The following is a 17,838-nucleotide window of genomic DNA, read 5'->3' as shown; positions in this document are numbered from 1 at the left end:
TTTTTTAATTCTGGTAGGACTAGCCAGATTCGAACTGGCGACCTCTACCATGTCAAGGTAGCGCTCTAACCAACTGAGCTATAGTCCTGAAGTGGGGCGTATATTAACGATGCCTTTTCATGGGTGCAAGTGCTTTTCGCCATCGGTTAATGAATTTCTGTCTGATAAGTGCTTGAAAAACAATCACCTGCGCAGTGGTTCTGCGTTTGCAAAGGATGGGTGGCATTGCCGGTGATGGTGTTAAGGTTTGCTGATCTGATGTGATGATATGCGGTTACGGCCAAGTTTTTTGGAAAGGTAAAGCTGCTCATCAGCAGTGTTCAGCAGGTCAGCCAGCGTCATATCGTCGCAATGCTCACAGCTGCTTATACCAAAGCTTGCCTGAACATTAATGTCCATGCCGTTGATGGGTAATACGTCATCGGTCAGTGCTTGCCGGATGCGCTCTGCCAGGATACGTGCCTGCGGCATATCGGTCTGTGGCAGCAGGATGGCAAATTCTTCGCCACCAATGCGGGCCAGAATATCCGCATTTCTCACGGTGGCTTCAGCCAGCGTCGCAACCCGCTGCAAAACGGCATCACCGGCACTGTGTCCCCAGGTATCATTGATCTGCTTAAAGTGATCCAGATCGAACATAATGATTGAGGTAGGGCGGTTGAAACGCAGGGCTTCTTTAAGAACCTGTTCGCCCAGTTTAAAAAAGGCACGGCGGTTATTCAGCCGGGTCAAAGCATCGGTGCCGGCCAGATATTCAGCTTCGCGGCGGGCTGCTTCCAGTTCCTGCTCCATACGTTTGCGGTCGGAAATATCGGTCGCAATTTCAATACGCACCAAGCGGCCGTCGACCCAGCGGATGGCTTCATCGCGACACTGATACCAGTGCTTGTTCTGAGTGTTCTGGAATTCCCAGACGTATACCCCCGTTGGCTGTTGATGCTCATCCACCAGTTTGTGATTGGTGCAGAACGCACAGGGGCCTTGCTGATCTTTCTGCAGATATTCCCAGCAGCGTTTGTTACCGGGTTCGCCCCATTTCTGGCGGGCATAATCGTTGATAAACAGCAGCTCATGGGTCGACATGTCGGCGACATAAATCAGCGCATCAAGGCTGTTCAGAACGGTGACAACGGCAGAGTCCTGGGCCGCTTGTTGTACTGCGTCCGGTGGAGTATTTGTGGTTGCGTCAGGGGGCTTAGTCATGTCGGAAATGTTGGCCAGTATATCGGTGAGCTTAGACTGCTCTGCTGGGTGCGGCAATGACTGCTGCGGAATTTCGCTCTGTCTTGATTTGCAGCAATGGCGGGAGGAGGTTATGAATTTTTTTGATGATTTTATCAGTGTTTGTGCTGGTGCGGTTTTCGTTGTTGTTGGTGTATTTTCTGGTGTAGTTGCTGGTGCAGTTAAGGACGCCCGCAGGCGTCCTTAAATATAATTATTTTAACCCGTTGCGGCTGCCGTATTGCTGCTGCGCCCAGTCGGGATGCTTATACAGAATCCGCAGGTCTTTATAGCGCCAGACATCGCGGAACATATCCACCCAGTCGTGCACCTGCAGGTAAAACGGGTTGTAAGGCTTTTCCGGCATACGGGTCACGCCGTACTTAATTTCGCCGGCGTCATCTTCTGCCCGGAAAGTACCGAATATTTTGTCCCAGAAGATAAAAATACCGCCGAAGTTGGTATCAATCTGCTTCGGGTTGCTGCCGTGATGTACGCGGTGGTGTGACGGAGTATTCATAAATTTTTCCAGCCAGCCCAGCTTGCGCACCTGCTCGGTGTGTAGAAAAAACTGATAAACAAGATTGCCTTCAATCGCGAGCAGAACCCAATTTTTATCAAAGCCAATCAGCGCCGCCGGAATCCACCAGAACAACCAGGAACCGGACAGCGCAAAGGTAAAGTTCTGGCGCAGCGCAGTGGAGAAATTCATATGTTCAGACGAATGATGGGTAACGTGCACATTCCAGAACCAGCGCACTTTGTGCATCAGCACATGGTTGACGTAGAAGCAGAAGTCGATAAACACAATCAGCGCCAACACACTGAAAAATGACAACTCCGGGTTCCATTGCAGGCCATAGTCGTACACCCACAGATAGAACGCCTGAATAAACAAAGCAATGGCGATGCCGTCGACCAGCTTGTAGGAAAAACCGGTGGTCAGGTTGGCGAGGGTTTCGCGCGCATGGTAAATGCCGGTTTTACCCTGACGGCGGGCATACCAGTATTCCGCCAGCATAACGCCAAGAAACAGACCGCCAAAGGCAACGACGAAAAACAGGGCGTGCAGAACATCTTGCATGCGTGACTCCTTATTATTGTTTTAGGCCTCTACTTTAGGGCTTGGCTGGAATACTGAATTGACATTTACTGTCTTTATTTTGACAATCCCTGCCATCTTGCGGGGGCGATGCGGCGTCTGTTGTGCGTATGAATCGCTGAGCTGATGGAGAAATTGAGCCGATGGAGAAACAGGTATGACAATGCTGGCGCAGCTGCAGGTCAGTGGTGATCTGGCAGGTCTGGCGCGCTGTTTTCTTGAGCAGGGGGGCGATACCCGCTGCGACCTGTATGCCTATCTGCAGGGCTTTACCGCCGACAGTCGCATCAGCTTCAGCCAGTGGTGGGAGCTGCTTGAGCGTTTGCAGCAGCGTTATCCGCAGCGTCATATCGGCCTGGAGCTGGGTTTGCTGGTGCGGCCGGAGTTTGTCGGCGTGCTGGGTTATCTGTTGCTGTCGAGTGAAACGGTGGCTGACGCTCTGCAGGGGTTTCAGCGTTATCAGCGGCTGCTGCACGATGGCGACCGGGCAACGGCCAGCCTGCAGGATGGTTGTCTGCGTCTGAGCTGGAGTACCGACTACGGCCCGTCGTCGCGCTTGTCGGATGAGGTGCTGGTGGTGGGTATGCTCACCTTTATCCGTCAGATGACAGCGCGAGCCAATTTAAGCCCGCAGGCGGTGCATTTTTCGTTTGCCGAGCCGGCCGATACCAAACCTTATCGCCAGACGCTGGGCTGTGAGGTGCTGTTTCAGCAGGCGCAAACCGCCATTCTGATCCGGCCGGAATATCTGGCGCTGCCGGTCAATAACCACAATGCCGGCTTAAAGCAATTGCTGGAGCAGCAGGCCCAGGCATTAATGGATGTGCTGCCGCAGAGCGAAAGCTTTGTGCAGAGTCTGCGTACGGTGCTGCTGAAAGCCTTACAGAGTGGCGAACCAACCTCGCGTACAGTTGCCCGTTTACTGCATCTTTCCGAGCGCACATTATTCCGTCGTCTGGAAGAGCATCAGCTGACCTTTAAAGAGGTGCTGGCGCAAACGCGCATGCAGCTGGCGAAAGAATATCTGAGTGAAGGCCGCCTGACCCACAGCGAAATTGCATTACTGCTGGGCTATTCCGAACAGAGTGCCTTCAGCCGGGCGTTTAAGCGTGAAAGCGGATTATCGCCGCGCCAGTGGCTGCACCGGAGCTGAGGTTACCGGCGTAATAAAACCCGCGGTTTACAGCGCGCGGCGTGGTCTGTAGAGTACGTCCTCTTTTTTTATTCATGTGGCCTGTCGTGGGGGCCACCACTGACAAGGATCTGATATGCCTGTTATTACCCTTCCTGATGGTTCCAAACGCGAATTTGCCCAGCCGGTAACACTGCTGCAGGTGGCCGAAGACATTGGCCCTGGCCTGGCAAAAGCAACGGTGTGTGGCCGTATTAATGGCCAGCTGGTGGACGCCTGTGAACTGATCACCGAAGACGCGAATATCACGCTGATCACCGGTCGCGATGAAGAAGGTCTGGAAGTTATCCGTCACTCCTTTGCGCACCTGGTCGGACATGCGGTAAAGCAGCTGTACCCAACAGCAAAAATGGCAATCGGTCCTGTTATCGATAACGGCTTTTATTACGACATCGAGTTTGAACGTCCTTTTACTCCGGAAGACGTAACCGCCATCGAAAAACGTGTTGGTGAGCTGATCAAGAAAGACTACGAAGTCATCAAGAAAATGACGCCGATTAAAGAAGCGCGTCGTGTTTTCGTTGACCGTGGCGAAGACTACAAAGTTGAGCTGATTGACGACCTGATTCAGAAAGGTGAAGAGGCCGTTGGTCTGTATCATCACGAAGAATACATCGACATGTGTCGTGGCCCGCACGTGCCGAATACCCGTGTTATGCGTGTATTTAAGCTGATGCGTGTTTCCGGTGCTTACTGGCGTGGTGACTCGCAGAACAAACAGCTGCAGCGTATTTACGGTACTGCCTGGAACGACAAAAAAGATCTGAAGGCCTACATCACCCGTATCGAAGAAGCGGAAAAACGCGATCACCGTAAGCTGGCCAAGCAGCTGGACCTGTTCCACCTGCAGGAAGAAGCGCCGGGTATGGTGTTCTGGCACCCGAATGGCTGGACTATGTGGCAGGTACTGGAACAGTACATGCGCAAAGTGCAGCAGGATGCCGGCTATCAGGAAATCAAAACACCGCAGGTCGTTGACCGTTCGCTGTGGGAAAAATCCGGCCACTGGGAACACTATGGCGATGCCATGTTCACCACTGAGTCCGAGAAGCGTACTTACGCGGTTAAGCCGATGAACTGCCCGTGTCATATTCAGGTGTTCAATCAGGGGCTGAAGAGCTACCGCGATCTGCCGCTGCGTCTGGCGGAATTCGGTTCCTGTCACCGTAACGAGCCGTCCGGTGCACTGCATGGCATTATGCGCGTGCGCGGCTTTACCCAGGACGATGCGCACATCTTTGTGTCAGAAAAGCAGATCCGTCAGGAAGCCTCTGACTTCATCAAGCTGACTCTGGCCGTGTACAAAGACTTCGGCTTCGATGCGGTTGAGATGAAGCTGTCCACCCGTCCGGAAGGCCGTATCGGTGATGATGCACTGTGGGATCAGGCCGAAGCGGCACTGGAAGACGCGCTCAACGATGCGGGTCTGGAATGGGAGCTGCAGCCGGGTGAAGGTGCCTTCTATGGCCCCAAAATTGAATTCTCACTGCGTGATTGCTTAAACCGCGTCTGGCAGTGTGGTACTGTGCAGCTCGATTTCATGCTGCCGGAGCGTCTTGGTGCTCAGTACGTCGATGAAGACGGCGAGCGTAAAACACCAGTGATGCTGCACCGGGCGATTCTGGGCTCTTTCGAACGCTTTATCGGAATTCTGATCGAGCACTATGCGGGTGCGATGCCGCCATGGCTGGCACCGCAGCAGGTATCGGTTCTCAATATCACCGACAATCAGGGTGAATATTGTCAGAATCTGGCCCAAAACCTGAAATCAAAAGGCTTCCGGGCCGTTGCGGACTTGAGAAACGAGAAGATCGGCTTTAAAATCCGCGAGCACACTTTGCACAAGGTACCCTACCTGTTGGTTGTAGGGGATAAAGAAGTAGAAGCAAACACCGTCGCTGTGCGTACCCGTAAAGGTGAAGACCTGGGTGTAATGAGCATCGATGCCTTTATAGAACTCTTAGAAGGCAGCATTGCACAGCGCGGACGGTTTGGAATGGAGAACTGATCATCAGACGCGATAACAGAAAGGGCGGCCGTCAAGACAATCGAGCTGCCATTAACGATCAAATTCGTGCAACCGAGGTACGTTTGATCGGCGCCGATGGAAGCCAGGTTGGTATCGTCAGTATTGAAGACGCTTTGCGTATGGCGGAAGAAGCAGCCCTGGATCTGGTACAGATTTCAGATGGCGATCCGATCGTATGTAAGGTGATGGACTTCGGTAAGAAGCTTTACGAAGAGAAGAAGCAAAAAGCCGAAGCCAAAAAACGCCAGCATCAGGTCCAGATTAAGGAAATGAAGTTCCGTCCGGGCACTGAAGAAGGTGATTATCAGATTAAATTACGTAATCTGACACGTTTCCTTGAGGGTGGTGATAAAGCGAAAGTGTCTCTGCGCTTCCGCGGTCGTGAGATGGCTCACCAGCATATCGGGATGGAGTTGATGAAACGCATTGAAGAGGACCTGAAGGAACTCGGCACTGTGGAACAACACCCGAAAATGGAAGGCCGTCAAATGGTGATGGTCATCGCCCCGGGTAAGAAGAAGTAGTCTGGTTCCTAAATGAATCACATAACCCCGGCTCAGTGCCGGGTTTATGCGTTCTACCGACTGCTCATTATGGCAGGTGTTATACAGGGTCTTAGTTTCTGTATGCACCATAACCTTTTGGAGTAACACAATGCCTAAAATCAAAACTAAGAGCGGCGCAGCCAAGCGCTTCAAGAAGACCGCGAACGGCTTCAAACACCGTTGTGCGTTCCGTAGTCACATCCTGACCAAAAAGAGCACCAAGCGTAAGCGTCATCTGCGCGGTATGTCTCAGGTTCACGCCTCTGACGTTAAGCTGGTAGCACGCATGCTGCCTAATCTTTAATCGGTATTCAGGAGATAAACTATGGCTCGTGTAAAACGTGGTGTGATCGCTCGTCGTCGTCACAAGAAAATTCTGAAGCAGGCTAAAGGTTATTACGGTGCGCGTAGCCGTGTATTCCGTGTAGCTAAACAAGCTGTGATCAAAGCTGGTCAGTATGCTTACCGCGACCGTCGTCAGCGTAAGCGTCAGTTCCGTCAGCTGTGGATCGCGCGTATCAACGCCGGTGCACGTACTAACGGTCTGTCTTACAGCAAGTTCATCAACGGCCTGAAAAAAGCCGCTGTTGAAATTGACCGTAAAGTACTGGCTGATCTGGCGGTTAACGAAAAAGCAGCGTTTGCGGCTCTGGTTGAAAAAGCCAAGTCCAGCCTGTAATTTCACCGCTTAGCCGGAAAACGGTAATGGTCAGTGTGTAAGCTCTGACCAACGCCTGCGAAATAGGGGATGAGCTTAGGTAATCTAGGTGATTCCCCTATTTTTTTGTCAATCTGACGTCAATTGATGGATAGCAACGATGGAAAACCTTGAGGCCCTGACACAGCAAGCCCTGGCCGCCGTAAGTGAAGCGCAAGATGTAGCGGCGCTGGATCAGGTACGGGTTCAATTTCTGGGCAAAAAAGGGGAAATCACTTCCCTGATGAAAAACCTTGGCAGCGTGGCGCCGGAAGATCGTCCGAAAATGGGTGCGATCATCAACGAAGCCAAAGACCAGGTTGAGAATGCAATCAGCCAGCGTAAACAACTGCTGGAAAGTGCCGCTCTGGATGCCAAGCTGGCCGCTGAAACCATCGACATTACTCTGCCGGGCAGAGCAATGCAGGAAGGCAGTCTGCATCCTGTTACCCGCACCATCGAACGTATCGAATCCTTTTTTGCCGGTGCCGGCTTCCAGGTGATGGAAGGTCCGGAAATCGAAGACGAATTCCATAACTTCGAAGCGCTGAATATTCCGTCGCACCATCCGGCGCGTGCTATGCACGACACCTTTTATTTTGACGCCGGACGTCTGCTGCGTACCCACACCTCGCCGGTACAGGTGCGCACCATGGAAGCCCAGCAACCACCGCTGCGTATTATCTGCCCGGGCCGTGTTTACCGCTGCGATTACGATCAGACCCACTCCCCGATGTTCCACCAGATGGAAGGGTTATTGGTTGATAAGGGCGTCAGCTTCGCCGACCTGAAAGGCATTCTGCAGGAATTTATGGCCGCCTTCTTTGAAAAAGACATCAAGGTGCGCCTGCGTCCGTCGTATTTCCCGTTTACCGAACCCTCTGCGGAAATCGACATTGAATGGGTGATTGAAACCCCGGAAGGCACCAAAACACGCTGGCTGGAAATTGGCGGCTGCGGCATGGTGCACCCGGAGGTGTTCCGCCATGTAGGCATCGATCCGGAAGAGTACACCGGCTTTGCCTTTGGTATGGGAATGGAGCGTATGGCGATGCTGCGTTACGGCGTTAACGACCTGCGTCTGTTCTTCGAAAATGATCTGCGCTTCCTGCAGCAGTTCCGTTAATCGCTTATTACAGGATTTAGTACAACATGAAATTCAGCGAACAATGGTTACGCGAGTGGGTGCAGCCGGCTGTCAGCACTGAAGAACTGGCCGCCCAGGTAACGATGGCAGGCCTCGAAGTTGACGGCGTAGAAGCCGTTGCCGGTATGTTCTCCGGCGTTGTGGTGGGCCAGGTGGTCAGCCGTGAACAACACCCGGATGCCGACAAGCTCAGCCTGTGTCAGGTGACCGATGGCAATGAAACCTTCCAGATTGTGTGTGGTGCGGCGAACGTCCGTACCGGCCTGAAGATCCCGCTGGCAAAAATCGGCGCCCTCTTGCCCTTAAAAGATGGTCCCGGCGACTTTAAAATCAAAAAAGCCAAACTGCGCGGTGTCGAATCTTTCGGCATGTTGTGTGCCGAAGCCGAGCTGGGTATGGCCGAAAGCTCCGATGGTCTGATGGAATTACCGGAAGACGCGCCGGTTGGCGCCGATTTCCGCGAATACATGAACCTCGATGATGCCATCATCGAAGTGGATCTGACCCCGAACCGCGCTGACTGTCTGAGCATGGCCGGTCTGGCGCGTGAAGTGGGCGTACTGAACAAAGCCGATCTGACCGAGCTGGTCGTTAACGCTGTCGCGCCTGCTATCGATGACAAACCTGCCATCGAAGTCTCGGCAGCCGAGCAGTGCCCGCGTTATCTGGGCCGTATCGTCAAAGGCGTCAACGTAAAAGCCGTTACCCCTTTGTGGATGGTGGAAAAACTGCGTCGTGGCGGTATCCGCTCCATTGATCCGGTGGTTGATGTTACCAACTACGTGATGCTGGAGCTGGGTCAGCCGATGCACGCTTTTGATCTGAAGCAGATTGAAGGTGGTATTCGTGTGCGTATGGCAGAGCAGGGCGAAAAACTGACGCTGCTCGATGGTCAGGACGTTGAACTGAACGCCGATACCCTGGTGATTGCCGACCACGCCAAACCGCTGGCCATTGCCGGCATTATGGGTGGTGAGCATTCTGGTGTGGCGGACGATACGCAGGATCTGCTGCTCGAAGCGGCCTTCTTCGCGCCGCTGGCGATTGCCGGCCGCGCCCGTAACTATGGCCTGCATACCGATTCTTCCCACCGCTTTGAGCGTGGTGTCGATTACAACCTGGCGGCCAAAGCCATGGAGCGTGCGACAGCACTGCTGCAGGAGATCTGCGGTGGTCAGCCAGGCCCTGTGGTGGAAGTGGCGAGTGAAGCGCATCTGCCAAAAGCGCCGACCATTCATCTGCGTCGTGCCCGTGCCGAGCTGATTCTTGGCCTGAAACTGGCCGATAGCGAGATTGAAGATATCCTCACCCGTCTGGGTATGCAGTTGACCGCAACCGACGATGGCTGGGATGTGGTTGCGCCAAGCTACCGCTTCGATATGGCGATTGAATCTGACCTGATCGAAGAACTGGCCCGTATCTATGGTTACGAGCGTCTGCCGGTGCGTCTGCCAAGTGCGGCCTCGCCGCTGGCGCGCGTGGCTGAAAACCGCCTGAGTATGGGTGATCTGCGTCGTCATCTGGTGGCGCGCGGTTATCAGGAAGCCATTACCTACAGCTTTGTTGAACCTCAGCTGCAGAAGTCCATGGATCCTGAACATGCACCGATTGCACTGCTGAACCCGATTTCGGCAGAAATGTCAGTAATGCGTACCGATCTGCTCGCCGGTCTGGTACAGGCGGTCAGCTACAACCTCAAGCGTCAGCAGCCGCGTGTACGTCTGTTCGAAACCGGTCTGCGCTTTGTGCCACAGGCCGATGGCCAGCTGGATCAGATTCCGACACTGGCCTTTGCGCTGACTGGTAACCGTCTGCCGCAGTCCTGGGCTGATACCGATGCCGGCGTCGATTTCTTTGATGCCAAAGGCGATGTCGAATCCCTGCTGGCACGTACCGGTCAGCTGAGCCGCTACCGTTTTGTTGCGGCAAACCATCCGGCACTGCATCCGGGCCAGACTGCACGCATCGAAAAGCTCGACGCGGACGGTCAGTGGCAGGAAGTTGGCGTAATGGGTGCGCTGCATCCGAGCCTGAAGAAGCCTTTGGGCGTTAAGCAGGCGCTGTATCTGGTGCAGCTGGATCTGGCAGCTGTGCGTGAGATTGCGATTCCGGATTTCTCCGAACTGTCGAAGTTCCCGGAAATGCGCCGCGATCTGGCTCTGGTGGTTGCTCAGGATGTACAGGTTGATCAGGTTTTACAGGCAATCCGTGCGAAAGCAGGGGATTACCTGACAAAGCTCAACCTGTTTGATGTGTATGTCGGCAAAGGCATTGATCCAGATAGAAAAAGTCTGGCTTTGGGGTTGACCTGGCAGCATCCTTCGCGCACATTAACTGATGAAGAAGTGAACGATTCTGTTTCATCAGTACTGGCTCATCTTGAAGAGAGTCTGGGAGCAACGCTAAGGGGTTAGCATGACCGCTTTGACCAAAGCAGAACTGGCAGAAAAACTGTTCGAAGATCTTGGTCTCAACAAGCGCGAGGCGAAAGATATGGTGGATCTCTTTTTTGATGAGATCCGCGATAGCTTAAGCCGTAATGAGCAGGTGAAGTTGTCGGGTTTCGGCAACTTCGACCTGCGTGATAAGCGTCAACGGCCGGGTCGCAATCCAAAAACAGGCGAAGAAATCCCTATCTCCGCCCGTCGTGTTGTGACCTTTAAACCGGGGCAAAAACTTAAGGTTCGGGTAGAGGCATATGCTGGAACCCAGCCACAATAACGAACTCCCCCCCATTCCCGCCAAACGCTATTTCACCATCGGTGAAGTGAGCGAATTGTGCGACGTGAAGCCTCATGTTCTGCGTTACTGGGAACAGGAATTTCCGCAACTCAGCCCGGTGAAACGCCGTGGCAACCGCCGTTATTACCAGCGTCAGGATGTGATTCTTGTACGTGAAATCCGCGCTTTGCTCTATCACGAAGGCTACACCATCGGTGGTGCCCGCCAGCGTTTGAGCGAAGAGGGTGAATCCAATGCCGTGGCGATGGATCAGGCGCTCATCAAAAACATGATTGCCGAGCTTAAAGAACTGGCCGATTTACTTACCCCGGACAGCCATTCCTGAGCCTCCCGTACCGGCTTGCATTCTAAAAAAATCTTTAACTTTTCAGTGGCTTAAGTATACTTGAGCGCGTTCGTAAGCGGCTTTTAAGCTCGTTTCTGAACATGTGTCGGGGCGTAGCGCAGCCTGGTAGCGCACTTGCATGGGGTGCAAGGGGTCGCGAGTTCGAATCCCGCCGTCCCGACCAATTTTCAGAATTCCTGTAAAAAGGCCAGTCAGCGATGATTGGCCTTTTTTGTTTTTATTGCACTGAACAGCGCTTAATAATAAATCTTTTTTATCCCGCTTTTATTCATCCCTCAGCGCCTCAATCGGACTTAATTTAGCTGCCTGCCACGCCGGGCCCATGCCGGCCATTAAGCCAATCAGGGCGGAAAAAATCAGGGAAATCATCAGGTACAGCGGGCTGGGTTGTATCGGGAAGTCCGGCATCAGCAGGCCGGTAATGGCGAGCAGGGCGAGGGCGCCAAACATGCCGGCGAGGGCACCGATAACCGATAATAAAACGGCTTCGCCAAGAAACAGGCTGAGCAGTTGCCGGCGGGAAATGCCAATGGCGCGCAGCAGGCCAATTTCGGGCGTGCGCTCGCGTACGTTGGTGGTCATGATGGTGAAAATGCCGACACCGCCGACCAGTAATGAGATGGAGCCGAGCGCGGCAACGCCCATGGTCAGCACCGACAGAATGCTGTTCAGGCTTTCCAGCATTTCGTCCTGGGTGACGATGGTAAAGTCTTCCTGGCCGTGGCGCTCAATCAGCCGTTTGCGCACAATTTCGCGCATATTTTCTGAGGTGGTGGCGGCGGAGAACACCACGTCCACTTCCATTAATCCTTCGCGGTTAAACAGCGTGAGCGCGCGGTCGGCGGGAATGTAGACCATATCGTCGAGGTCGAAGCCGAGCATGCTGCCTTTGGGTTTCATCACACCAATCACGCGGAAGCGCTGACCACCAACGCGGATAAACTGCCCCAGCGCATTGCTGCCTTTAAACAATTCCTGCCAGACCTTATGGCCAAGCACGACAAAGGCGCGCGAATTACCGCCCTGAGCTTCGGGCAGAAAACGCCCACTGGCCAGCGGAAAATCCCAGGCCTGCACCATGCTGGGTGTGGTGCCATAAATATCGGTGTTGCGTACCCGCTCGCCAAACTCAATCGGGCCGGTGCCCTGCACGCTGGCGACCACGTGCTCGGCGTAGGGCAGGTTAATCAGGCTGCGGTAATCTTCCATGGTCAGCAGGCGTACCGAGTTGAGTACTCCGCCCATACCCGAGGTGTCGTTCTTACCCGGGCTGACGGCAATAATGCGGGTGCCGAACTGCGAGAAGTTATCCATCACATACATGCGTACGCCTTCGCCCAGCGAGGTCAGCAGGGTCACGGCGGCAATACCGATGGCGATGCCCAACGCGGTGAGCAGGCTTTTCAGCGGGTTGTAACGCACTGAGGAAAACACCAGATGTAACCAGTCAGCACTGTGCATTGGGCCTCCTATTTGCCGTTCTGATGTTGCAGGGCGGTTACCGGTGCCATATGAGCGGCGCGGCTGGCGGGAATCCAGGAAAACAGAAAGCCGCAGCCTACGGCAATAGCGCCCGCGGCGGCCGTTGCCCAGAGCGGTGCGGCAAAGGGAATCTCCGGATACTGCATGCGTACCAGCCATAACAGAATTTCTGCCAGCAGGGTGCCAAGCAGGGCGCCAAACAGCGACAGCATCACCGCTTCGGTCACGAACAGCTGGCGTACTTCGCGGCTGGACGCCCCCAGTGCTTTCAGTAAACCGATTTCGGCGGTGCGCTGCGATACGGTAATTAACGTCATATTCATAATCAGTACGCCGGCGACAAACAGGCTGATGGCGCCGATACCGGCAATGGCAAAGGTCAGCACCGAGAGAATACTGTCGAAGGCTTTAAGCAGGGAGTCGGGAGTAATCAGGGTGACGTCGAGCTGGCCGTCATGGCGCTCGCGCATAATGTCTTCGATCTGGCGGCTTAACACGCCCATGCCCATCGCCGAGCGCACATCAATCATCACCCGGAACACGCCTTCGGTATTAAACAGCTGCATGCTGCTGGCCACGGGCATGATCAGCGCTTCGCTCATGTTCATGCCGAGGCCGGTGCCGGTATCGGCCAGAATACCAATCACCCGGCAGCGGTAAGTGTCGATGCCAACCCACTGGCCAAGTGCCGGTTCGGCAGCAAACAGTTCCTGTTTTAATGTGGTGCCGATAACACAGACCGGGCTCGGCTGATCGAGGGGCAGGTCGGGCAGAATCTGGCCGCGCGCCAGCTGAATATGGCGGATATCAAAGAAAGCATTGTTGGTGCCCAGCACCAGAGTTTCACGGCTGCGTGCGCCGCGTGAGATTTCGGCATTACCGACCACCAGGGGCGCAATGCGCTCTACTTCGGGCAGGCGCAGCAGGCTCTGGGCATCCTGCAGGGTAATATCGCGGGTGCCTTCGCCGGTCATGGGGGGCATGCCGCCGGAGGTTTCTTTGCGCCCCGGCAGCATAATCAGAATATCTTTTCCCAGTACCGAAAACTCGCCCAGCACATACTGGCGCGCGCCTTCACCGAGGCCGGTTAACAGCACTACCGCGAGCACACCAATCGACATCGCAATCAGCTGCATCAGCGTGCGGAAACGCTGGCGCAGCAGGGCGCGGATGCTGAAATTAAGCTGGTCGCGGGTGCGGATCATGGCGCGTCGCTCTGATCTGTACGGCTTTGAGCGTCTGAAGAAGACGTGCGGTCATCGCTTACGATCACGCCATCCACCATGCGGATACGGCGGCTGGCGCGGCGGCCCAGATCGGCGTCATGGGTAACCACAATTAAGGTAATGCCGTCGGCATTCAGCTCTTCCAGCAGTTGCACGACTTCGGCACCGGACTGGCTGTCGAGGTTACCGGTTGGCTCATCGGCGAGCAGCAGGCGCGGTTTCATAATAATGGCGCGGCCAATGGCCACCCGCTGACGCTGGCCGCCGGATAACTGATTGGGTAAATGTCCGGCGCGGCTGCCAAGGCCCAGACGTTCAATCACCGGTGCCAGCCGGCGTTTGCGTTCTGCCGGAGCAATACCGGCCAGAATTAACGGCAGCTCGATATTTTCGCTGGCACTTAAACGCGGAATTAAATGGTACGACTGAAAAACAAAGCCGATATGACTGCGGCGATAAACTGCGCGCTGTTCTTCACTCATGGGCACGGTATCGGCACCGTTCAGCCAGTACTGACCGTTATCCGGTACATCCAGCAGGCCGAGCATATTCAGCAGGGTGGATTTACCGGAACCGGATGGCCCCATCACCGATAAATACTCACCGGCCTGAATGCTCAGGCCAATATTATTCAGCGCGTGTACCGGCTCATCACCAAGCAGGAAGGTTTTATTCACCCCCTGCACGCGGATCAGGGCATCGGCTGCGGGATTTATGCCAGCCGCTTTCATGGCAGCCTCTTTCATGGCTTGGCAGCCTTGTCAGTGTGCAGCGCATCCATCTCATTTAATACACGCACTTCGGCACCATCGACCGCCGCCGGATTATCGAGCGATAACAATACCGGCTGGTCAGCTTCCAGGCCTTCTTTTACTTCGGTCCAGGTCCAGTTACTCAGGCCCAGGGTCAGCGCTTTTTTCTGCAGGGTTTTACCGTCAGCGGCCAGGGTCAGCACATGATTACCTTCCAGCAACGCTTCGCTGGGAATACGCAGGGTCTGTTCACTGGCGGCGGTAATCACTTCAATATCGGCGCTGTAACCAACCAGCAGCTGCACATCGTCGGGCAGGGCATTTAAGGTGACATCCACATTCACGGTGCGTGCCTGCTTTTCTTTATCTTCCACGTAAGGGGCAATGCGGCTGACCTTGCCGGTAAAGGCCTGATCGCGGAAGGCATCGAGCGTAACCCGTGCATCCATACCGACGCGGATGACTGAGGCGTCCACCTCGTCGATCGGTGCGCGCACATACAGGCAGCGCTCGTCGATCAGATCAATGGCGGGTGGTGTGGCAACACCTGGCGGAGAAGGGGTGGCGTATTCGCCGACTTCGCCATTCACTTCGGCAACAATACCGGCGAACGGCGCGCGCAATTGTGTCTGCGCCAAACGTGCCTGCTGCACCGCCACGCTGGCTTTGGCATTCTGCACCTGGGCTTCATTCTGCTGGCAGCTTAAACGGGTAATTTCGGCACTGGTTTCTACCCGGTCGAGCTGTTCGGCCGAGGCCAGCTGCTTTTTGAATAATTCACGCTGGCGTTTTACTTCGCGCTCATCGGCCTGAGCCTGGCGACAGGCGGAGGCTTTATTTAATTCCGCCATGCGCACCTGCGCCTTACTTTGCTCCAGCGCGGCTTTTAAATCGTCGTTCCATAATTCCAGCAATAACGCACCGGCTTCGACTTTATCGCCCTGATCAACGTATAAATGATTCACCTGGCCGCCCAGCGCCAGAGACAGGCGCGAGCGCTGACAGGCCTTAATCGTGCCGGAGCGGGTATTGGACACCAGTGCTTCGACCAGCCCCGGAGCGGCCTGGCTCATGCGTACTTCAATGGGTTTGGCCGGGCGCAGCATAAAAGCAGCAATTAAAGCGGCAAGAACGCCAGCGGATATCAGCAGTTTTTTCACGGTATAACGTCCTGTTGCGGCAGCTGAGGAGTTACCTTAGAGCTTTTTCATATGCTTGCCCAGTGATATAAGTCATAGGATTATTCGTGCTGCTGCAACACAATTCCTTTTTTATCGGGCACCGTCAGTTCAGCTTGGGTTCACGCCCTGTCATGCTCATTGTTACCGTTATTATTTATCACCGATATTCCGCCCGGAGCCCCTATGAAATTACCCCACTGGTTCAGCGTACGCAGCCAAGGCAAAGCGCTGGGGCTCCCTGAGCTGATCGCCATTGCTCTGGGCGGCATGGTGGGGGGTGGCATTTTTACTATTCTCGGTATTTCCGTTGCCCTGATCGGCCCCTATACGCCTCTGGCGATTATGGCCGGCGGTATAATCGCCGCGCTGGCCGCTTATTCTTACGTAAAACTGGGCGTGTACTACCGCGATGAAGGCGCGACCTATGGCTTTTTTAAACGTACCTTTCCCAACTCGCCACTGGCCGCCGCTCTGATTGGCTGGTATGTGATTTTCGGTTATATCAGCACCATTGCCCTCTATGCCTACACCTTTTCTTCCTATGCCTACACCTTTTCTTCCTATGCCTTAAGCGGCACCGGCTTTGCTGGTAATGACGATCTGCGTAAAGCCGTGGCTTGTGGGGTGATTGCGCTCTTTACTCTGGTTAATGTCTGGAGTGTGCGCGGCATGGGTAAAATCGAAGACATTATGGTGTACAGCAAACTGGCTTTATTGCTGCTGATTGCCGTGATTTTACTGCTGCACCGCGAAAGCAGTCTGACTGAACTGCTTGTGCATCCGGAGATTGAATTCTCCTGGCTCAATATTCTTACCGTTGCGGCCGTTACCTTTGTGGCTTACGAAGGCTTTCAGCTGGTGATTAATGCGGTAAAAGACATGGAAAACCCCGATAAAAATATTCCGCGTGCGATTTACAGCGCCATCGCCATTGCCATCATTTTGTACGTGGTAATCGCTGTGGCCGCCATTCTCGCCATTCCCGCCGCCGATATTATCGCCAACGAAGAATACGCACTGGCCGCCGGAGCAGGAAAAATACTCGGCCATATCGGCGCCGATATTGTGGTACTGGGGGCGGTACTGGCAACCAGCAGTGCCATTAACGGCACCTTATTCGGAGCCTCACGCCAGGTGGCGGTAATTGCCGGTGATTGCTTTTTCCCTAAAAATCTGGAAAAACGCAGCAATAATATACCGGTGGCGGCCATCGCCATGATGGCGGTATTGGCGATGGCGCTGATTCTGGCCGGTGGCTTAAAAGTAATACTCGAATTCGGCAGCGTTACCTTTTTACTGGTGTCATTGTTAATGGCCATCGCCAACTTCCGTATCCGTAAGCTGACCGACTCATCGCTGTTTATTACCCTGTTATCCATTATTGGTCTGGCTATCGGTGGCGGCCTGATTCTGCATTTTGAATACACCGAAAACCCTGAACAACTGATCTTTATGCTGGTGCTGTACGCCATCCTGACTCTGGGCGCGCTGGTATTTGCGCGGGTTAATGCGGTGCGAGGTTATACGGCGGACAGGCAGGCCGGAGGTAAAGCAGAATGAGAGTTAACCAGCGCATACTGGCTATGTTCTTTCCATTGACATTTATGATCAGTGTTTTGTGGATTTATTTTGCCTCGCCTGATCATCCTAATAGCGGCTTACCGGATAAATTCGAGCTGGAAGAAAAAGAAGGTGCGCTTAGTGTTATCAATAATTCAAAGTATGTAAAAGGAAGCCACGAGCTTATCCTTTCTTTCTCAGGCGATAACAACAGCTACCTCTACCCGGATAAGGCCGGTAACAGCGGCAAGGTTTATGCTGAGTTGCTGAAACTCAGAGGGCAGACCATCACCGCACTGTGCGAGCGTGCGTCAAATTTTATGAGCGCCGACTATGAATCTAACCGGCGCTGCTATGAATTCAGGGCAGGAGATCAAATGATTCGTTCCTATGAAGAGGTCGAAGCTGCATGGAAAGCGGATTCTGCTCTGGCTCCTTATGCGGTACTGCTTATTGTTGTTATGTCGCTGGGATTATTGATTGTTCAGTTTCGACGCCTGTAGTAAGTAAATACTTACCGGTCTTTCTTGTTATGGACTGAGTGTTATGGAATGAGTGAGACGTAACGAAATCGGGGAATCTCGATGTTTTATCGAATTGTTACTCTGGAAATAAA

17 protein-coding genes and 2 tRNA genes are annotated in these 17,838 nt (G+C 54.0%); 12 read left to right on the top strand and 7 right to left on the bottom strand.

Features of this window, described 5'->3' with window-relative positions:
* Positions 1-11 precede the first annotated feature (11 nt).
* The 3 genes from MT343_RS12010 to MT343_RS12000 all read right to left on the bottom strand — a co-directional run bounded on the left by MT343_RS12010 (position 12) and on the right by MT343_RS12000 (position 2,305).
* Positions 12-88: transfer RNA gene (locus tag MT343_RS12010), tRNA-Val, on the bottom strand.
* Between the two features lie 152 nt (positions 89-240).
* Positions 241-1,203: a GGDEF domain-containing protein gene (locus MT343_RS12005; RefSeq protein WP_145470282.1), complete on the bottom strand. Its 963-nt coding sequence runs from the start codon at positions 1,201-1,203 to the stop codon at positions 241-243.
* 232 nt (positions 1,204-1,435) lie between these two features.
* Positions 1,436-2,305 carry a sterol desaturase family protein gene (locus tag MT343_RS12000; RefSeq protein ID WP_145470283.1) on the bottom strand — a complete coding sequence of 290 codons (870 nt, stop codon included), beginning with the start codon at positions 2,303-2,305 and terminating at the stop codon, positions 1,436-1,438.
* Positions 2,306-2,480: 175 nt separating this feature from the next.
* On the opposite strand from MT343_RS12000, the gene MT343_RS11995 reads away from it, so the two are divergent.
* The 10 genes from MT343_RS11995 (at position 2,481) to MT343_RS11950 (ending at position 11,184) form a co-directional block, all read left to right on the top strand.
* The gene (locus MT343_RS11995; protein ID WP_145470284.1) at positions 2,481-3,476 is read left to right on the top strand and encodes an AraC family transcriptional regulator; all 996 of its coding nucleotides are present in this window, start codon (positions 2,481-2,483) and stop codon (positions 3,474-3,476) included.
* Between the two features lie 115 nt (positions 3,477-3,591).
* On the top strand, positions 3,592-5,523 hold the full coding sequence (gene thrS, locus MT343_RS11990; protein ID WP_145470285.1) for a threonine--tRNA ligase: 1,932 nt from the start codon (positions 3,592-3,594) through the stop codon (positions 5,521-5,523).
* Complete coding sequence (gene infC / locus MT343_RS11985; RefSeq protein ID WP_145470286.1) at positions 5,520-6,068, top strand: translation initiation factor IF-3; 549 nt, start codon at positions 5,520-5,522, stop codon at positions 6,066-6,068. Before thrS ends, infC begins: the two co-directional genes overlap by 4 nt.
* A gap of 130 nt (positions 6,069-6,198) precedes the next feature.
* On the top strand, positions 6,199-6,393 hold the full coding sequence (gene rpmI, locus MT343_RS11980; protein ID WP_145470287.1) for a 50S ribosomal protein L35: 195 nt from the start codon (positions 6,199-6,201) through the stop codon (positions 6,391-6,393).
* 21 nt (positions 6,394-6,414) lie between these two features.
* Positions 6,415-6,768: a 50S ribosomal protein L20 gene (rplT, locus tag MT343_RS11975; RefSeq protein WP_145470288.1), complete on the top strand. Its 354-nt coding sequence runs from the start codon at positions 6,415-6,417 to the stop codon at positions 6,766-6,768.
* Positions 6,769-6,907: 139 nt separating this feature from the next.
* Positions 6,908-7,912, top strand: coding sequence for a phenylalanine--tRNA ligase subunit alpha (gene pheS, locus MT343_RS11970; protein ID WP_145470290.1), 1,005 nt, complete (start codon positions 6,908-6,910; stop codon positions 7,910-7,912).
* Between the two features lie 26 nt (positions 7,913-7,938).
* On the top strand, positions 7,939-10,347 hold the full coding sequence (pheT, locus tag MT343_RS11965) for a phenylalanine--tRNA ligase subunit beta (RefSeq protein ID WP_145470292.1): 2,409 nt from the start codon (positions 7,939-7,941) through the stop codon (positions 10,345-10,347).
* 1 nt (position 10,348) lies between these two features.
* On the top strand, positions 10,349-10,654 hold the full coding sequence (gene ihfA, locus MT343_RS11960; protein ID WP_015487305.1) for an integration host factor subunit alpha: 306 nt from the start codon (positions 10,349-10,351) through the stop codon (positions 10,652-10,654).
* Positions 10,632-11,000: a MerR family transcriptional regulator gene (locus tag MT343_RS11955; protein ID WP_145470294.1), complete on the top strand. Its 369-nt coding sequence runs from the start codon at positions 10,632-10,634 to the stop codon at positions 10,998-11,000. Before ihfA ends, MT343_RS11955 begins: the two co-directional genes overlap by 23 nt.
* Before the next feature lie 107 nt (positions 11,001-11,107).
* Positions 11,108-11,184, top strand: a tRNA-Pro gene (locus MT343_RS11950).
* Positions 11,185-11,285: 101 nt separating this feature from the next.
* Here MT343_RS11950 and MT343_RS11945 read toward each other — a convergent pair.
* The 4 genes from MT343_RS11945 to MT343_RS11930 are packed head-to-tail and all read right to left on the bottom strand — an operon-like array spanning position 11,286 to position 15,641.
* Positions 11,286-12,482, bottom strand: a complete 1,197-nt coding sequence (locus MT343_RS11945; protein ID WP_145470296.1) for an ABC transporter permease — start codon at positions 12,480-12,482, stop codon at positions 11,286-11,288.
* A gap of 8 nt (positions 12,483-12,490) precedes the next feature.
* Positions 12,491-13,708, bottom strand: a complete 1,218-nt coding sequence (locus tag MT343_RS11940) for an ABC transporter permease (protein WP_222428599.1) — start codon at positions 13,706-13,708, stop codon at positions 12,491-12,493.
* Complete coding sequence (locus MT343_RS11935) at positions 13,705-14,475, bottom strand: ABC transporter ATP-binding protein (protein WP_230331457.1); 771 nt, start codon at positions 14,473-14,475, stop codon at positions 13,705-13,707. Before MT343_RS11935 ends, MT343_RS11940 begins: the two co-directional genes overlap by 4 nt.
* Positions 14,472-15,641, bottom strand: coding sequence for an efflux RND transporter periplasmic adaptor subunit (locus MT343_RS11930; RefSeq protein WP_145470298.1), 1,170 nt, complete (start codon positions 15,639-15,641; stop codon positions 14,472-14,474). Before MT343_RS11930 ends, MT343_RS11935 begins: the two co-directional genes overlap by 4 nt.
* 204 nt (positions 15,642-15,845) lie before the next feature.
* Here MT343_RS11930 and MT343_RS11925 point away from each other — a divergent pair, with 204 nt between their 5' ends.
* Both MT343_RS11925 and MT343_RS11920 read left to right on the top strand, forming a co-directional pair.
* Complete coding sequence (locus MT343_RS11925) at positions 15,846-17,222, top strand: APC family permease (protein ID WP_145470300.1); 1,377 nt, start codon at positions 15,846-15,848, stop codon at positions 17,220-17,222.
* A complete protein-coding gene (locus MT343_RS11920) occupies positions 17,219-17,725 on the top strand; it encodes a hypothetical protein (RefSeq protein WP_145470302.1) in 507 nt (168 codons plus the stop codon). Before MT343_RS11925 ends, MT343_RS11920 begins: the two co-directional genes overlap by 4 nt.
* The last annotated feature ends 113 nt before the right edge of the window (positions 17,726-17,838 follow it).

The sequence above is a fragment of the Venatorbacter sp. C2-1 genome, from assembly GCF_022832715.1.
In the GTDB taxonomy this organism is placed as follows: domain Bacteria; phylum Pseudomonadota; class Gammaproteobacteria; order Pseudomonadales; family Oceanobacteraceae; genus Venatoribacter; species Venatoribacter alkanivorans.
This window is presented reverse-complemented; position numbering and strand designations above follow the sequence as displayed.

Excerpts from the sequence above, each read along its gene's own strand:
- MT343_RS12005 (WP_145470282.1), bottom strand. The coding sequence starts at position 1,203 with ATGACTAAGCCCCCTGACGCAACCACAAATACTCCACCGGACGCAGTA.
- MT343_RS12000 (WP_145470283.1), bottom strand. The coding sequence starts at position 2,305 with ATGCAAGATGTTCTGCACGCCCTGTTTTTCGTCGTTGCCTTTGGCGGT.
- MT343_RS11995 (WP_145470284.1), top strand. The coding sequence starts at position 2,481 with ATGACAATGCTGGCGCAGCTGCAGGTCAGTGGTGATCTGGCAGGTCTG.
- thrS (WP_145470285.1), top strand. The coding sequence starts at position 3,592 with ATGCCTGTTATTACCCTTCCTGATGGTTCCAAACGCGAATTTGCCCAG.
- rpmI (WP_145470287.1), top strand. The coding sequence starts at position 6,199 with ATGCCTAAAATCAAAACTAAGAGCGGCGCAGCCAAGCGCTTCAAGAAG.
- rplT (WP_145470288.1), top strand. The coding sequence starts at position 6,415 with ATGGCTCGTGTAAAACGTGGTGTGATCGCTCGTCGTCGTCACAAGAAA.
- pheS (WP_145470290.1), top strand. The coding sequence starts at position 6,908 with ATGGAAAACCTTGAGGCCCTGACACAGCAAGCCCTGGCCGCCGTAAGT.
- pheT (WP_145470292.1), top strand. The coding sequence starts at position 7,939 with ATGAAATTCAGCGAACAATGGTTACGCGAGTGGGTGCAGCCGGCTGTC.
- ihfA (WP_015487305.1), top strand. The coding sequence starts at position 10,349 with ATGACCGCTTTGACCAAAGCAGAACTGGCAGAAAAACTGTTCGAAGAT.
- MT343_RS11955 (WP_145470294.1), top strand. The coding sequence starts at position 10,632 with ATGCTGGAACCCAGCCACAATAACGAACTCCCCCCCATTCCCGCCAAA.
- MT343_RS11945 (WP_145470296.1), bottom strand. The coding sequence starts at position 12,482 with ATGCACAGTGCTGACTGGTTACATCTGGTGTTTTCCTCAGTGCGTTAC.
- MT343_RS11940 (WP_222428599.1), bottom strand. The coding sequence starts at position 13,708 with ATGATCCGCACCCGCGACCAGCTTAATTTCAGCATCCGCGCCCTGCTG.
- MT343_RS11935 (WP_230331457.1), bottom strand. The coding sequence starts at position 14,475 with ATGAAAGAGGCTGCCATGAAAGCGGCTGGCATAAATCCCGCAGCCGAT.
- MT343_RS11925 (WP_145470300.1), top strand. The coding sequence starts at position 15,846 with ATGAAATTACCCCACTGGTTCAGCGTACGCAGCCAAGGCAAAGCGCTG.
- MT343_RS11920 (WP_145470302.1), top strand. The coding sequence starts at position 17,219 with ATGAGAGTTAACCAGCGCATACTGGCTATGTTCTTTCCATTGACATTT.